Source organism: Nocardiopsis sediminis (assembly GCF_042650565.1).
GTDB lineage: Bacteria > Actinomycetota > Actinomycetes > Streptosporangiales > Streptosporangiaceae > Nocardiopsis_B > Nocardiopsis_B sediminis.
This window is the reverse complement of the sequence record NZ_JBHSBH010000009.1, coordinates 21314-36911: the sequence shown is the minus strand read 5'-3', so window position 1 is coordinate 36911 and position 15598 is coordinate 21314. Positions and strand designations below refer to the sequence as shown.

Sequence of the window (15598 nt, the reverse complement as noted above, 5' to 3'; positions counted from 1 at the left end):
GCATGGTCGCGACCGCCCTCCTCTGGTTCGCCGCCGCGCTGACGGCCGCCAGCGCGGCTCCCGCTGCGGCCGACGGGCTCGCTCCCTCGCCCTCGCCAAACCCGCCCTACGTGGGCGACACCACCCGCACCGAACGCATCGCCGAGGCCCTGCACGGCGACCCACTGTTCGTCGACCCCGAGGCGGCCGAATTCGTCGGCGCCGAGGAGCGCGGCGAACTCGCCGATCTGATCGCCGGGGCCGACCACCCCGTCTACGTCGTGGTGGCGCCCTCCACGCCCTATGACGAGTCGGGCGGCGATCGCGAGCTGTTCCTGCACGCCGTCCGGCACGCGATGGGCGAGGACGGCGACGGCGTGTACATCGCGGCCGCCCCGCCGGACCTCGGCACCGGCCCCTACCGCCTCACGACCGTGCTGTTCGGCGTTCCGGTCGATGAGTGGGCCGCCCTGTACCCCGAAGACGCCCCCGACCCGCCCGCCGACGACATCCCCACGGCGCAGGGCCGGCTGCTCGCCCAGCAGGTCGCCACGGTGCTGGAGGGCGTCGACACCGCGCCATCCGCGCCGGCCGAGAGCCCGGTCCCCCTGGCCGCCCCCGAACCCTCGACCGACTCCGGGTTCGTCCCCGAAGAGCCGGCCGCCGGCGACTACACCACTGACCTCGGGCCGGGCCTGTTCGTGGGGGCGCTGCTCGGCGGTGCCCTGCTGGGAGCCGTGGCGGGCATTGCGGCGCTCCTGCGCCGGCGGTTGAGGGTGCGACCGGTTGTCGCGCCAGAGGCGGAGCGCCACCTGCCCGAATCCCTGCGCGCCCGCCGCGCGCCCACCCGGCCCTCGCACCGGCGCCTGGTGCGCATGCTCGACACCGAGCTGCGCCGCCTCACCCGCGAACTCGCCGGCACCCCCCACGGGCATGCCGACCATGCGGCGGCCGTCGCCGCCTACGACGCCGCGATGCTGATCCGCAACGGCGGGCGGGACGACCAGTGGCTGGTCGGCGGGATCGTCATGGTCCGGGCGGCCCGTGCGGCGCTGACGACCCCCGAGCCCGACTCCGGCCGCGCGTTCTGCCTGGCCAACCCCCTGCACGGCGCCGCTCTGGAGGGCCGGGCCGCGACCCGGTACGGCAAGCCGACTGTGCGCCTGCCCGCAAAGGGCCCGCAGGGCGCCGTATGCGCCGCCTGCCACGCGGTGGCCGGCCTCGACCGGCCCTTGACCGGCCGGGTACTGCGGCTGCGCTCCGACGGCGAATGGCGCCCCCACTACCTCGCCGACGGCTTCTGGACGGCCACCCAGTACGGCCGCCGCATCCCCGACCTGCCCCGGCGCGTCCTCAAGGAACTCGATGCCGACTAGACCGCTCGCACTCCCGTCCTCCGCCCGCTTCCGGTACCCGTGGCCGCAGTCCCTCGTGCGGGGACTGCGAATCCTCGCCGTGATGGCGTGCGCGACCGGGATAGTGGGGGGCACGGTCGTCCCGGCTGGGTCCGCCGCCGCGGCCGACACGGTGAGCCCCGCCGAGCGGATCGCCGGTGAGCTGCGGGAATCCCCCGTCTACGTCGACCCGTCGATCGAGTCCGCTCTGCCGGAGAACGCCCGGATCGAGCTCGCCGAGCAGATCGCGCAGACGGGCAAGCCGGTCTACGTGGTCGTCGTGCCGTTGGTAGCGGGCGATCCCTGGAACGGGGAGCCCGACCAGCTCCTCGGGGCCGTGCACGACCGCCTCGGCGAGGACGGCTCCTACCTGACCGCGGAGCTGGGCGGAACCCCCTGGATCACCGGCACCGACTTCGGCACCGGCCGGGAGCACCAGGCGCACGAGGCCGCCATGGCCGTGAGCCTCGACGCCGACCGCGACGCCCCACTGTCCGCGCTGTTCAGCGACACGGTGGAGCTGATCGACACCGGAACCGGTGACGCCGCCTATGAGCGCGCGAGCGAAGCGCTCGACCAGAGCCTGTGGTACGACTCCGCGGCCCCGGACGCCACCGCCCCCGGCCCCGGAGTGGCGCCGTGGCTCGCCGCCGGGGCGGCGGTGCTGGTAGCGGCCGCCGCGGTCGGCGGCCTGCTGCTGTACCGCAGGCGCACGCCCGCCGTCCCGCGCCTGGTGGCCTTCGACAACGCCGACGACGCCCGGCTGGCCCGGCTGCGCGCTGAGGTCGAACGGGAACTCGTGGAGGTGGCGGAGCGGCTGGGCGCGTTCACCCTGGCCGAGGACGCGCCCCAGGCGGCAGAGGCCGCCGAACAGTACAGGACGGCGCTCGACGCCCAGCACGCGGCCGGCAAGGCCCTCGACACGGCCCATGGGATGGCCGACCTCGCCGGGGCCCGGGTCCTGCTGCACATGAGCGAGGACGCGCTGCGCGCCGCCGAGGCGCGCCAGCAGGGGCGCAGGCCACCGGCCGCGCGCCGCCACTGCTACTTCGACCCCCTGCACGCCACCGACACCCGGCCGCTGAACTGGCGCGCGCTCGGCTCCTCCCGCAAGGTCCGGGTGCACGCGTGCGCCGACTGCACCGCGGCCGTTCGCGGCCACCGGGCGCCGGTCGCGCTGCCGGACCTGCGCGGCGGTGAACAAGTCGCCTACTACGAGGTCCCCGCCGATGAGAGCGTCTGGTCGGCCACCGGGTACGGCAGCCTCAGCGACGACCTCGTACAGCGCGTCCTCCGGGGAGATCTGCGCCACGGCTGAGCACCCCCACCTCGTTAAAAGCGGTCATTCCCGACAAGGGCGACAATTGAGACCGGATTGTCACTCCGTCGCGTAGGGAATAACCGCGTGGTGCTGGCTATTGTTCTGGAACGTGACGAATATCTGGGGCCTCACCGAGCGCCGGCACATCGACCTGTGCCGTGTCGCCAGCCAGGCGTGTCGGCGTTCCTGACGCCTCCGCCCACCGTTCCCCGTGACCGCGCGCCCTGAGCGGCGCCGCTCCCTCGTCCGCCGGCCGCCCCGCCCATCCGCGAGCACCCCGGCATCCTCCTTTCGCTTGGAGCACCACCGTGCCATCAGCACTGCGCCGAATCCCCTTCGCCGTCCAGGTCCTGGCCGCCCTCGTCCTGGGCGTCGCCCTCGGTGTCGTCGCCCGCCAGCTCGGCGGTTCGGCCGATGACCCCAACTGGCTCGCCGTCACCCTCGACACCATCGGCTCCACGTTCGTCACACTGCTGCGGACGATCGTCCCGCCCCTGATCCTGCTCGCCGTCATCTCCTCCATCGCCAGCCTGCGCAACGTCTCCAACGCCGCCCGGCTGGCCGGCCAGACGCTGCTGTGGTTCGCCATCACGGCGCTGGTCTCGGTCGTGATCGGCATCGCGCTGGGGCTCATCATCCGCCCCGGCGTCAACAGCGGGGTCAGCCCCGGCGGCGCGGAGGTCCCCGACACCCAGGGCTCCTGGATCGCGTTCCTGGAGAGCCTGGTCCCCGCCAACTTCCTGGGGCTGACCGCGAGCACCTCCGCCGACGACGCGGGCGCCCTCACCACGGCGCTGGACTTCAACGCGCTCCAGCTGATCGTCATCGCGATCGCGGTCGGGGTCGCCGCCGTGCGGGTCGGTGCGGCGGCCGAGCCCTTCCTGGCCTTCACCCAGTCGGCGCTGAAGATCGTGCTGAAGGTGCTGTGGTGGATCATCCGCCTCGCCCCGCTGGGCACCGTCGGCCTGCTGGGCAACGCCGTCTACAGCTACGGCTGGACCACCATCGGCGCCCTGGGCCGGTTCACCGCGGCCATCTACATCGGCCTCGTCCTGGTGATGTTCGTGGTCTACCCGATCCTGGCCCGCGTCCACGGGCTCTCGGTCACCAAATACCTCACCGGCGCCTGGCCCGCGGTGCAGCTCGGGTTCGTCTCGCGGTCCTCGATGGGCACCATGCCCGTGACCGAGCGCGTCGCCGAGACCAACTTCGGCGTCCCGCGCCACTACGCGTCCTTCGCCGTCCCCTTCGGCGCGACCACCAAGATGGACGGCTGCGCGGCCATCTACCCGGCGATCTCGGCGATCTTCGTCGCCCAGTTCTTCGGCATCCAGCTCGGCATCACCGACTACCTGCTGATCACGTTCGTCTCGGTCATCGGCTCGGCCGCCACCGCGGGCACCACCGGCGCCACGGTCATGCTGACCCTGACCCTGTCGACCGTGGGGCTGCCGCTGGAAGGCGTCGGCCTGCTGCTGGCCGTCGACCCGATCCTGGACATGGGCCGCACCGCCACCAACGTCGCCGGCCAGGCGCTCATCCCCGCGATCGTCGCCAAGCGCGAGAACATCCTCGACCTGGCGCGCTACAACGCCCCGCGCGGGCTCGACGGCTTCGTCGACCCGGAGTTCTCCGGCGACGCGGACACGCCCGCCGCGAAGGACGCGCCGGCGGCGGACGCCGCGTCCGGCACCGACGCCGACGCCGACGGCTCCGGCACGGACACCGGTGGCGACACGGTCACCGCCGGCTCCGCGCCAACTCCGCCGTCCTCCTGACGGCGGCGCCTTCGGCAGAGCATGTACGGGCGGCCTGTCCCACGGGGCGGGCCGCCCGTAGTGTGGGTGGCCACGGGCCCCACGCGGACGGCGCAGGCGGGAACCTTCCCCTCCCACCGTTCGTCACAAGTGGGTGAGGGAGGCGAGAGGAACGATCATGTTGCGCCGCTTGGTAATACCCGCCCTGCTCACCGCAGGCTTCTCCGTGGTCATGGCCGCCGCACCGGCGTTCGCCGATGCCCCCGCCGCCGGTGACGTCGCCGGCGACCTGCGCGACGACCACGTGTTCATCGAAGAGAGCATCTCCGACGTGTTCCCGCAGGCCGAACAGGACGTCCTGGTCCAGGCGGCGGAGAACTCCGAGGTCCCGGTCTACTACGTGCTGCTGCCCGAGGGCACCTTCTCCTCCGAGAGCGCGCTGGAGGCCTACCTCGACCCGATCATGAGCGACGTCGGCGACGGCGTCTACGCCGGCTTCGTCGGCTCCGAGGGGTACTTCGTCCGCTCGCCCGACCTCGACACCTCCGCCCTGGAGTCGATTCAGCAGGACGCCTATGCCGAGGGCGGCGGCAACCAGATCGACACCCTCGCCTCGATCCCCGACGCCGCGGCGGCCGAGCAGTCCGCCGACGCCGCCTCCGGCGTCTTCGGCGGCGTGCTGGTCGGCCTGCTGGTGCTCGCGGTCGCGGGCGGCGGCTTCTTCGTCTACAACTCGAAGAAGAAGCGCGAGGCCAAGGAGGCCAAGGAGCTCGCCGAGATCAAGCAGATGGCCACCGAGGACGTCGTCCGCCTGGGTGAGGACATCGCGCGCCTGGAGATCGACCTCGCCAAGGTCGACGACCCCACGCGCACCGACTACACCCACGCCATGGACTCCTACGACCGCGCCAAGGCCACGCTCGACGGCATCCGCTCCCCCGAGGAGATCCAGCAGGTCACCAACGCCCTGGAGGACGGCCGCTACTACATGGTGGCCACCCGGGCGCGGATGAACGGCGACACCGTGCCCGAGCGGCGCAAGCCCTGCTTCTTCAACCCGCAGCACGGCCCGTCGCAGCAGGACGTCCAGTGGGCGCCCCCCGGCGGCTCCGCGCGGTCGGTCCCGGCCTGCCCCGCCTGCTCCCAGGCGGTCCTGTCGGGCTACGACCCCGATGTCCGGCTGGTCGAGGTCAACGGCGAGCGCCGGCCCTACTACGACGCCGGCCCGGCCTACGCCCCCTACGCGGGCGGCTACTTCGGCATGGACATGATGATGGGCATGTTCACCGGCATGATGATGGGCTCGATGATGGGGTCCATGATGGGCGGCGGCCTGATGGGCGCCGGCATGGGCGACATCGGCGCCGGTGACGCCGGCGGAGGCGACTTCGGCGGCGATTTCGGAGGCGGCGACTTCGGCGGCGGGGACTTCGGAGGCTTCGACTTCTAGCCCGCCCCGCTGAGCGGCCCCAGAGCACAAGGACCCCCGGCCCCAATGGGCCGGGGGTCCTTCGCGTCGCGGCGCGGGGCTACTCCGGGGAGGCCAGCATGAGGGAGCGGGCGGCCTCGGTGACGCTGCCGGACAGGGACGGGTAGACCGCGAAGGTGTGGGCGATCTCGTCGACGGTCAGGCGCTGCTGGACGGCGATGGACACGCCCAGGATGAGTTCGCTGGCGCGCGGGCCGACGATGACGCCGCCCAGGACGATGCCCGTGTGCTGGCGGCAGATGAGCTTGACGAAGCCGTCCTTGCTGTTGTTCATCTTCGCCCGCGAGTTGGTGTCGAGCGGGAGGTTGACGATGCGCGCGTCGACCTTGCCGCTGCGCACGTCCTCCTCGCTCACCCCCACCGCCGCGAGCTCGGGGTGGGTGAACACGGTCGAGGCCACGGTGGACAGCTTCAGCGGGGCCACCGCCTCGCCCAGCGCGTGCCACATGGCGATGCGGCCCTGCATGGCGGCCACCGACGCCAGCATGTTCACGCCGGTGCAGTCGCCGGCGGCGTAGACCCCGGGGGTCGAGGTCCGCGAGACCCGGTCGACCTGGACGAACCCGCCCCCGTCGAGCCGGATGCCGGCCTCCTCGAAGCCCAGGCCGTCGGTGTTGGGGATCATGCCGACGGTCATGAGGCAGTGGGTGCCCGTGACGGTGCGGCCGTCGGAGAGCGTGACCAGCACGCCGTCGTCGGTTCTGACCACGGATTCGGCGCGGGTATTGCCCAGCACCTGCATGCCCTGGCGGCGGAAGACGCCCTCCAGGACCTCGGCGGCGTCGGCGTCCTGGGTGGGCATGACGCGGTCGCGCGAGGAGACGAGGGTGACCCGGGAGCCCAGCCCCTGGTAGGCGTTGGCGAACTCGGCGCCGGTGACGCCGGACCCCACCACGATCAGCTCCTCGGGCAGCGACTCCAGGTCGTAGAGCTGGCGCCAGGTGAGGATGCGCTCGCCATCGGGCCGGGCGCTGGGCAGCTCGCGCGGGTGGGCGCCGGTGGCGATGAGGACGACGTCGGCGGTGATACGGCGGTCGCCGACCGCGACGATCCGGGGGTCGACCAGGCGCGCCTCGCCCGGGATGATCTCGACCCCCTCTTTCACCAGGCGCGCTGCGGTGTCCTCGGACTGGGCCACGGCCAGGCGCTTGACCCGCTCGTTGATCCGCTTCATGTCGGCGGCGGTGCTGCACGTGTCGTCGCCCGGGGCTCCGCCGACGCGGATCCCCAGGTTGGGGGCGTCCTTGATGTAGGCGTTGCGGACGGCGGTGGCGATGAGCGTCTTGGAGGGGACGCAGTCGGTGAGCACGGATGCGCCGCCGATGCCGTCGCGGTCCACGACCGTCACGTCGGCTCCCAACTGGGCTGCGACCAGTGCCGCCTCATAGCCCCCGGGACCGCCACCGATGATCACGACCTTCGTCACGACTGCTTCACTCCTTCTGGCGGACCGGCCACCCGCACCGCGGGCGGCTCCGGCCCTATGGGCCTCCGCCTGGGTCTTTCGCCTCTTTCGCCGTATCCATTCTCCGCCATCCCGGGTCGCGGAATACGCAGCGGGGATACCCGCGGCGTCGTACGATGGCCCGCGTGCCTCTGTACGCCGCTTACAGCGCCAATCTTGACCCCGACCGGATGGGGGCGCGGGCGCCGCGATCACCGCTGTGGAGTACCGGCTGGCTGGAGGGCTGGCGGCTGACCTTCGGCGGCGGGCACGCCCGGCCCGGCGGGGCGCTGCCGACCGTGGTGGAGCATCCGGGCTCCAGCGTGTTCGTCGCCGTCTACGACGTCTGCGAATGGGACGAACCCCACGTGGCGGGGGGTGACGAGGCCGGATCGGCCGCCTACACGCGGATCCGGGTGCGGGTGCGCACGCTGCTCGACGGCGACGCCACCGCGTGGGCCCACGTGCTCGACGACTACGAGGGCGGCCTGCCCACGCCGGAACGGCTGGGGCGGCTGGCCGACGCCGCCGGGAAGGCCGGCGCGCCCGCGTCCTACATCGCCGACCTGCTGTCGCGCCCCACTGCCTGAGCCCCGTTGCGGACCACGCCCGGCGCGCCGGGAGGGGCCGCGGGATGATCCGCGCCGGGCGGGTACGGGGACACACCGATAACGCTGCGGAACGAAACGGTCACGAAAAGGTACGCTCCGGAAGTGTGAGCGAATCCACGCAAGCGCATCCTGAAATGCGGACGGCCGACGCGAAGGAGCTGGCCGACGCCGCCGCGGACGAGCTGAAACACCGTAGCGGCGCCGACGGCTACGACGCCATGGTCGTCCTCGGATCGGGGTGGTCGGGGGCCGCCGACTCCCTGGGGACGCCGGACATCGAACTCGACGTCGCCGACCTGCCGGGGTTCACCCCGCCGACGGCCGCCGGGCACTCCACCAAGGTCCGCAGCATGTGGGTGGGCGCCAAGCGCGTCGCCGTCTTCCTGGGCCGCACGCACCTGTACGAGGAGCACGACCCGATGCGGGTGGCGCACGCGGTGCGCACCGGTGTCGCGGCCGGGGCCTCGACCGTCGTGCTCACCGGAACGGCGGGGTCTCTGCGCGCCGACTTCTCGGTGGGCCAGCCCATCGTCATCCGCGACCACATCAACCTGACCTCGATGTCCCCGCTGACCGGGCCGGACTTCGTGGACCTCACGGGGGCCTACAGCGGGCGGCTGCGCGATATCGTGCGCGACGCCGACCCGTCGCTGGCCGAGGGGGTCTACGCGGCGGTGCTGGGCCCGCAGTTCCAGACCCAGGCCGAGCTGGTGATGCTGCGCAACGCCGGCGCCGACCTGGTGGGGCGCTCGATCGCGCTGGAGACCATCGCCGCGGTGGAGATGGGCGCCGATGTGCTGGGGCTGGCCATGGTGAGCAACGACGCCGTGGGCGCGGTCTTCGACCCGTTCGACTCCGAGAAGGCGCTCGACGTGGTCCGCCAGCGGGCACTGCGCCTGGGCGAGCTGCTGAACAAGGTCCTCATGCGGCTCTGACGGGCCGCGGTGCGGGGGCCCATCCGGAAGAAGCCAAGAAGCTCGGGGGAAGAGCCCCGGGCTCATCCGCGCAGGGCTCCGGGGCTCCTCCCCCGTGGGTGATCGCACCCCGTCCGCTTCCGGTGCCCGGCGCCTGCGTGGCGAGCAGCATCCCGAGGCCGGGGATGGTGAACGCCGGGGCCGGCCGCGGCGGGCCGGCGGGGCCGCGCCCCTCGCGGGGCGAGGGGTGGGGCCGTGCCGGTCGTCGATCGGTCCGATCTCGCGCGCCGCGGTGCCGGTGCCCGGTGACGGGTCCCCGCGACCCCCGGTTCCGGCGGCACGGGTGGCGATCCGTGCCTGCGACGCGCCCGCTATTCAGTTGAGACCCGCATGCCCGCGGAAGCGGCCGAGCGGGGCTCCGGTGATCCGCGCAGACACCGGAACCCCGCGCCCATTTCCTTAGGCATGCCTTACCTAATCAGCATTGATCGCCGGGGTCAACCCCGCCCGCACCGAAAACGGGGGACGCCCGGCATCCGGACGCCCCCCGCGGTGTGCACCGCCCCCGTTCGTCAGCCGACCAAAAGGGCCATGGCCAGCAGGAACAGTGGGATCAGCAGGGCCGCCACGGAGTCGGGCGACCACACCGTCGTCGGCTCGGTCACACCGGGGGCGCCCGCCGGCTCTGGCCCCGAGGGCGCCGGGTCGGCCTTGCGGCGCTCGGCCTCACGGCGCAGCTCCCGGGCCGCCAGGTCCATGGGGCGCAGCTCACGGGGGTCGGCGTCGTCGTCCAGCGCGACCCCGTCGCCCGCACGGCGCAGGTTCTCGCGGACCTGCGCGCGCTTGGTCTCGCGCAGCGGCCACGCCCGCACGACCCGGTCGCCGGCGTGCACCCGCAGCACATCGGTGACGTCGGCCCAGGTGAACGCCGACCACGGCACGAACGTCTCGCGCATCGGGTTGATGATCCGCAGGCCGCGCTGCGTGGGCACCACGCGCGGCCGCATCCACAGGACGTAGGCCGCGCCCACGCTCACCAGCAGCACCGCGCCGGCGACGAGCGAGCTGCGCCCCGACCCGTTGAGCGCGAGATCCCCCAGCAGCACGACCACGATGCCGGCCCAGACCCACGCCATGACCCGCGACACGGGCGCGGTCAGCGGCTTCATCTGGAGGCCCACTTCAGCTGCGCGAACCCCGGCTTGATCCGCCCGTTGATCAGCGCCAGCCGCTCGTCGAACGGCAGGAACGCCGACTTCATGGCGTTGACGGTGAACCACTGGAGGTCGTCCCAGTCGTAGCCGAAAGCCTCGCACAGCTTCGCGAACTCCGCCGACAGGGTCGTGCCGCTCTGGAGCCGGTTGTCGGTGTTCACCGTCACCCGGAAGTTCAGCCTGCGCAGCAGCCCGATCGGGTGCTCTCCGATCGAGGGCGCCGCGCCCGTCTGCACGTTGGAGGTCGGGCACATCTCCAGCGGCACGCGCTTGTCGCGGACGTAGCCCGCCAGCCGGCCCAGGCGGGCCTTGCCGCCGGGCGCCTGCTCGATGTCGTCGACGATCCGCACCCCGTGCCCGAGCCGGTCGGCACCGCACCATTGCAGCGCCTCCCAGATCGACGGCAGCCCGAACGCCTCGCCCGCGTGGATGGTGAAGTGGGCGTTCTCGCGGCGCAGGTACTCGAAGGCGTCCAGGTGGCGGGTGGGCGGGTGGCCGGCCTCGGCCCCGGCGATATCGAACCCGGCCACCCCGGAGTCGCGGTAGCGCACGGCCAGCTCGGCGATCTCGCGCGAGCGCGCGGCGTGGCGCATGGCGGTGAGCAGCGTGCCCACCGTGATGGTGTGCCCCTGCTCGGCCGCGCGCGCCCGGCCCAGTTCGAAGCCCTCCTGCACCGCCTCGATCACCTGGTCCAGGGTGAGCCCGGCCTCCAGGTGCTGTTCGGGTGCGTAGCGGACCTCCGCGTAGACCACGCCGTCGGCCGCGAGGTCCTCGGCGCATTCGGCGGCCACCCGCACCAGGGCCTCGCGGGTCTGCATGACGCCCACGGTGTGCCGGAAGGTCTCCAGGTAGCGTTCCAGCGCGCCGGAGTGCGACGCCTCGCGGAACCACACGCCCAGCTCGGCGGGGTCCTTGGTGGGCAGCTCGGCGTAGCCGGCGGCGTCGGCGAGGTCGACGATCGTCGCCGGCCGCAGGCCGCCGTCGAGGTGGTCGTGCAGCAGCACCTTGGGGGCCTGCCGGATCCGGTCGAGGGTCACGTCGTGGCTCATGCGTTCAGGATGCCACCGGCGGCCCGGTGCGTCGCCCTTCCCACCCCCAGGTCAGGCCAGAGCGGCGTCCTCCATCTGGTCGCCGGCCGGGCGCGCGCCCTCCCACAGGGAGGTGAGCGCGGCGGCCGCCATGACCTGGACGCCGACCCCGATCGCGCGCTCGTCGACGTCGAAGGTCCCCCGGTGCAGGTCCAGCATCGGCGCGTCGGAGGTGGGCGAGTGCGTGCCCAGCCGGGCCAGCGCACCGGGAACGTGCTCGAGGTACCAGGCGAAGTCCTCGCCGCCGAGGCTCTGCGGCGTGGCGGCGATGGCCTCGGGCCCCAGGGTCTGGGCGCAGGCGTCGCGCAGCATCTGCACGCTGCCGGCCTCGTTGACCGTGGGCGGCACGCCGCGCCGGTAGTCCAGCTCGGCGGCGGCGCCGTAGGCCGAGGCCACGGAGTCGATGAGTTCCTTGATGATGTCGGGGGCGGCGTGCCAGGCGTCGTCGTCGAGGCAGCGCACCGTGCCCTCGGCCACGCCGTCGTCGGGGATGGCGTTGGGCGCCGACCCGGCGCTGACCCGGCCCCAGACGAGGCTGAAGCTCGCGCGGGGGTCGACGCGCCGCGACAGGGCCGCCGGCAGCTCGGTGACGATCTTGCCGAGCGCGTAGACCAGGTCCGTGGTCAGGTGCGGCCGGGCCGTGTGCCCGCCCGCCCCCGAGAGCCGCACCAGCAGCTGGTCGCAGGCGGCGGTGATGGGGCCGGTGCGCAGCCCCACCTGCCCGCACAGCAGGCGGGGGTCGCAGTGGAGCGCGAAGATCCGGTCGACGCCCTCGATCCCGCCGGCGTCGATCACCTCACGGGCGCCGCCGGGCAGCTCCTCGGCGGGCTGGAAGATGAGCCGCACCCGCCCGGGCAGCGCGCCGGCGTTGGCCTGCTGGGCCAGGAACAACCCGGTGGCCAGCAGGACCGTGGTGTGCACGTCGTGGCCGCAGGCGTGCGCGGCGCCCGGGACGGTGGAGCGGTAGGGGACGTCCTTCTCGTCGGTGAGCGGAAGCGCGTCGATGTCGCCGCGCAGCGCGACCGTGGGGCCGTCGCCCGATCCGATGTCGCAGATCAGGCCGGTCCCCTGCGGGAGGGTCCGCGGCGCCAGGCCGGCGGCGCGCAGCCGCTCGGCCAGTCTCTGTGTGGTCCGATGCTCGGCGAACGCCAGCTCGGGGTGCATGTGGAGATCGCGCCGGAATTCGATGAACTCGCGCTCACGGCGAGCCAGAAACGCGGTCAGCTGTTCGCGCAGGTCACGCCCCTGCATGGGATGGTCCCCTGTTCCTCGGCGGATGGTGCCGGCCGGCTCCTGTGCCGTCGCCGGCGTCGTCGGGTGCTGTGCGCCCAGGGGGGATGTCGGCGCCCGTGGACGGGCCGATCCCCCCGGCGCGGAATTCGGCCGTGAGTGCGTCGACGACGTCGTTGAGCGTCCCGCCCTGCTCGATCACGGCCCGCTGGCGCTCGTAGGAGGCCCCCTTGTCGAGGATCTCCGAGGCCACGTCGAGGTCGTCGGCGCAGCCCAAGCGGGCGGCCACCGGTTCGAGTTCGCGGATCAGCTCATAGAGGTCGTCGCGCAGCGGCACGGTGGTGCCGTGCTCGTCGGTGATGACGCGGGCGTCGAGTCCGTAGCGGGTGGCCCGCCACTTGTTGTCGGCGACCACCCAGGGCGGCGGGGCGGGCAGGCCGTAGCCGCGGTCGAGCTGCTGGTCGAACAGGCTCACCAGGGACTGCGAGAGCGCCGCCGCCATGCCGACCTCGCGCAGTGTGGGGATGCCGTCGAACATCCGGATCTCGATGGTCCCGAAGTCGGGGTGCGGCCGGACGTCCCACCACACCTCCTTGATGCTGGAGATGGTGTCGGCCCGCAGCAGGGTCTCCATGTAGTCCTCGAACGCGCCCCAGTCGGACAGGCGCGGCGGCGGGCCGGCCGTGGGCAGGGCGCCGAAGATGATGGATCTGCTCGATGCCAGGCCGGTGTCGTGGCCGCTCCAGAAGGGGCTGGACGCCGTGAGCGCGAGGAAGTGGGGGAGGTACTTGGAGAGCGCGTTGAGGATAGGGACCGCTTTCTCCTGCGAGCGGACACCGACGTGGACGTGGACGCCGAACGTGAGGATGCGCCGCGCCAGCCACTGCATCTGGTCGATGAGCTCGCCGTAGCGCTGCACCGGCGACAGGGTCTGGTCGCGCCAGTCGTCGAGCGGGTGGGTGCCCGCGCACAGCAGGCCCGCCCCGCGCGGCTCGAGGACGTCGTCGAGCCGCCCGATGGTGCGCGCGAGGTCGGCCTTGGCCTCGTCGACGGTCTCGCAGATGCCCGTGACCACCTCGACCGTGCACTGCATGAGCTCGTGGCGCAGCGGCGGGTGGGCGGGGGTCTCGCTGAGGTCGGGGAGCTCGCCCAAGACCTGCTGGGCCTCTTGCCGCAGGTGGCGGGTGTGGAGGTCGACGAGCTGGAGTTCCCACTCCACTCCGAGGGTGGCGCGTTCGGATGCGTTGAATTGGATGGCCACGATCAACCTCCGCACAGTCGTCGGACCGGCTCGCCCACCGGCACATGACGCACGATAGGCGAGGCGCTGCCCCGCGTGTCCGTGTGCGCCATCGCCGATTCCACTCCCCCGGTGTGATCGATCGCGGATTCGCCCCCTCGGGCTCCCGGCCGGAGCCGCCTGCGGCCTCCTGGGAAACGCGCGGCGGCCTATCGGGCGGCCGAGGATGTCAGACGCGCCATGAGCCCCGTTGGAAGGCGGTCGCCGGGCCCTGCCCGGCCCGCCCCTGTATCCGCGCACGCCGACGCGGATTCGCGGGCACCCGGTAGGCGCCGGTGGGCGGTCGGCCCGTCCGGACGCCGGGTACACGCCACCCCCCGTGATCACGTATCACGGTACACAACATCCGAGTGGCTTACCGGGAAGTGACGAATACGTGATGTTTGGCGGTGCGTGCGTCCGGTATCGGACACCATATCGGCTCCCGGCCGGACACACTCACCGCGCGGACCGGCCGTGCCGGAGCGAACGGCGGCGGGCCCAGACCGCATACCCGACGGCGCCGGCGAGGGCCGAGGGCAGCGCCGCCCGCCGGGCCGCGGCCCCGATGCCGCGCAGCAGCGCCGCGCCGCGTCCCCCGGAGGGCGCCTCCCGCTCGACGCCGGGATGGGCGGCGGGGTGCACCGGTTCGGCCGCGGCGCGCCCCGTGACCAGCGGGACCGGCACCGTCCCCTGGTAGGGCGGCGGCACCGGCAGCCAGGTCGCGGTCCAGGCGGCGCAGAACAGCACCACCCGCATGACGATGTTGATCCACACGAGCAGCCCCACCAGGACCGCAAAGGACGCATAGACCGGGTTGCCGAGGGTGCCGCTGATGAGCAGCGCCCCGGCGGCCTTGAGGACCTCGAAGGCCACCGCCGCCAGCAGCGCCCCGCGCCACAGCAGCCGCAGGGGCCGGCGGGTGCCCGACAGCCGCCCGAACAGCAACAGGAAGACGAGCATGCTCACCGCGATCGCGATCAGCGGGCCCAGCAGGCGGGTGGCGGCCACCGCGGCGAGGGAGCCCTCCAGGTGCACCCACGACAGCAGCCACCGCGTCGCCGCCTGCGCCGTGCCGGTGAGCGCGACCGACGCCAGCATGGCCACGCCCACGGCCAGCATGATCGCCACGTCCTGCACCTTGGCCCAGACGACGTTGGGCCCGTCGGAGGGGTGCTTCAGCCAGATCTGGTGCAGCGCCTCGCGCACGGCGGAGATACCCGCCAGGCCGACGTAGACCAGGCCGACCGCGCCGAAGATCCCGGCGCCGGTGCGCGCGCCGGCGATCTGGTCCACCCCCAGGCCGGGGGCGATGCCCGGGAGCGCGCCGGTGATGGCCTGCTCCAGGTAGGCGCGCGCGGGCGCCTCGAACGCCGCGAGGTAGCCCACGGCCGCGAAGGCGATGGCCACCAGCGGGAAGAAGGAGAGGAAGGCGTAGTAGGTCACGGCCGCGGCGAGCTGGGTGCCCCGCTGGTCGGCGTAGCGCTCGTAGGCGCGCACGAGGTGGTCGAACCCGGGGCGGCGGCGCCGGGCCGCCCAGTAGCGCTCCATCGCCAGGCGGCCGTAGTGCCGCGCACGGTCCCTGACGCCACCGAGAGAGGCCACCGGCACCGCCCCCTTCCTGCGTCGTCACGTCCGCCCCGCCGAGCGGTCCCCGTCGTGCACCCGGCGCCCCGGCGCGACCGCCGGGCCCGGCCGGTGTGGAGACCGTAGCCCCCACTCCCCGATCCCAGAAGGGGGCGCGCCCGTGCACCGCGGCCTTTGTCCCGCCCTGACCCGGTGTACCTGCCCGCCCGGCCCCCGGAGCCACGCCGACCGGGATCTCCCGGTCGACCGCTGTCATTCAACTCGCGCGATCGATCATTTCCGATCAACTGC

Annotated in this window: 13 protein-coding genes; 7 read left to right on the top strand and 6 right to left on the bottom strand. The window is 73.1% G+C overall.

All coding sequences use genetic code 11. The annotated features are described in order from the left end of the window. Positions 1–2: 2 nt before the first annotated feature. From ACFOVU_RS13945 to ACFOVU_RS13925, 5 genes are all read left to right on the top strand, one after another. Positions 3–1355, top strand: a complete 1353-nt coding sequence (locus ACFOVU_RS13945) for a hypothetical protein (protein ID WP_378533635.1) — start codon at positions 3–5, stop codon at positions 1353–1355. Continuing rightward, the gene (locus ACFOVU_RS13940; protein ID WP_378533633.1) at positions 1345–2691 is read left to right on the top strand and encodes a hypothetical protein; all 1347 of its coding nucleotides are present in this window, start codon (positions 1345–1347) and stop codon (positions 2689–2691) included. The genes ACFOVU_RS13945 and ACFOVU_RS13940 overlap by 11 nt, the downstream gene beginning before the upstream one ends. 112 nt (positions 2692–2803) lie before the next feature. Continuing rightward, the gene (locus ACFOVU_RS13935) at positions 2804–2884 is read left to right on the top strand and encodes a putative leader peptide (RefSeq protein ID WP_378534044.1); all 81 of its coding nucleotides are present in this window, start codon (positions 2804–2806) and stop codon (positions 2882–2884) included. A gap of 118 nt (positions 2885–3002) precedes the next feature. Then, the gene (locus ACFOVU_RS13930) at positions 3003–4472 is read left to right on the top strand and encodes a dicarboxylate/amino acid:cation symporter (protein WP_378533631.1); all 1470 of its coding nucleotides are present in this window, start codon (positions 3003–3005) and stop codon (positions 4470–4472) included. A 157-nt stretch (positions 4473–4629) separates the two neighbouring features. Beyond that, entirely contained in the window at positions 4630–5901 is a 1272-nt protein-coding gene (locus ACFOVU_RS13925; protein ID WP_378533629.1) for a chemotaxis protein CheA, read from the top strand. Between the two features lie 79 nt (positions 5902–5980). Here ACFOVU_RS13925 and ACFOVU_RS13920 read toward each other — a convergent pair whose 3' ends face one another. Next, positions 5981–7366 (bottom strand): NAD(P)H-quinone dehydrogenase, encoded by a 1386-nt coding sequence (locus tag ACFOVU_RS13920; protein ID WP_378533627.1) that lies wholly within the window; start codon positions 7364–7366, stop codon positions 5981–5983. A gap of 155 nt (positions 7367–7521) precedes the next feature. Between ACFOVU_RS13920 and ACFOVU_RS13915 the strand changes: the two genes are divergently transcribed. Beyond that, positions 7522–7974 (top strand): gamma-glutamylcyclotransferase family protein, encoded by a 453-nt coding sequence (locus tag ACFOVU_RS13915; protein ID WP_378533625.1) that lies wholly within the window; start codon positions 7522–7524, stop codon positions 7972–7974. Positions 7975–8129: 155 nt separating this feature from the next. After that, positions 8130–8930 (top strand): purine-nucleoside phosphorylase, encoded by an 801-nt coding sequence (locus ACFOVU_RS13910; RefSeq protein WP_378534042.1) that lies wholly within the window; start codon positions 8130–8132, stop codon positions 8928–8930. 551 nt (positions 8931–9481) lie between these two features. Here the strand turns inward: ACFOVU_RS13910 and ACFOVU_RS13905 are convergent. The 5 genes from ACFOVU_RS13905 to ACFOVU_RS13885 all read right to left on the bottom strand — a co-directional run bounded on the left by ACFOVU_RS13905 (position 9482) and on the right by ACFOVU_RS13885 (position 15325). Beyond that, on the bottom strand, positions 9482–10078 hold the full coding sequence (locus tag ACFOVU_RS13905) for a PH domain-containing protein (protein WP_378533623.1): 597 nt from the start codon (positions 10076–10078) through the stop codon (positions 9482–9484). After that, positions 10075–11172 (bottom strand): adenosine deaminase, encoded by a 1098-nt coding sequence (locus ACFOVU_RS13900; protein ID WP_378533621.1) that lies wholly within the window; start codon positions 11170–11172, stop codon positions 10075–10077. The genes ACFOVU_RS13905 and ACFOVU_RS13900 overlap by 4 nt, the downstream gene beginning before the upstream one ends. A 51-nt stretch (positions 11173–11223) precedes the next feature. Beyond that, complete coding sequence (locus tag ACFOVU_RS13895; protein ID WP_378533619.1) at positions 11224–12462, bottom strand: M20 family metallopeptidase; 1239 nt, start codon at positions 12460–12462, stop codon at positions 11224–11226. Beyond that, positions 12449–13702 carry a glutamate--cysteine ligase gene (locus tag ACFOVU_RS13890; protein ID WP_378533617.1) on the bottom strand — a complete coding sequence of 418 codons (1254 nt, stop codon included), beginning with the start codon at positions 13700–13702 and terminating at the stop codon, positions 12449–12451. Before ACFOVU_RS13890 ends, ACFOVU_RS13895 begins: the two co-directional genes overlap by 14 nt. Before the next feature lie 477 nt (positions 13703–14179). After that, a complete protein-coding gene (locus ACFOVU_RS13885; protein ID WP_378533615.1) occupies positions 14180–15325 on the bottom strand; it encodes a YihY/virulence factor BrkB family protein in 1146 nt (381 codons plus the stop codon). Positions 15326–15598 lie beyond the last annotated feature (273 nt).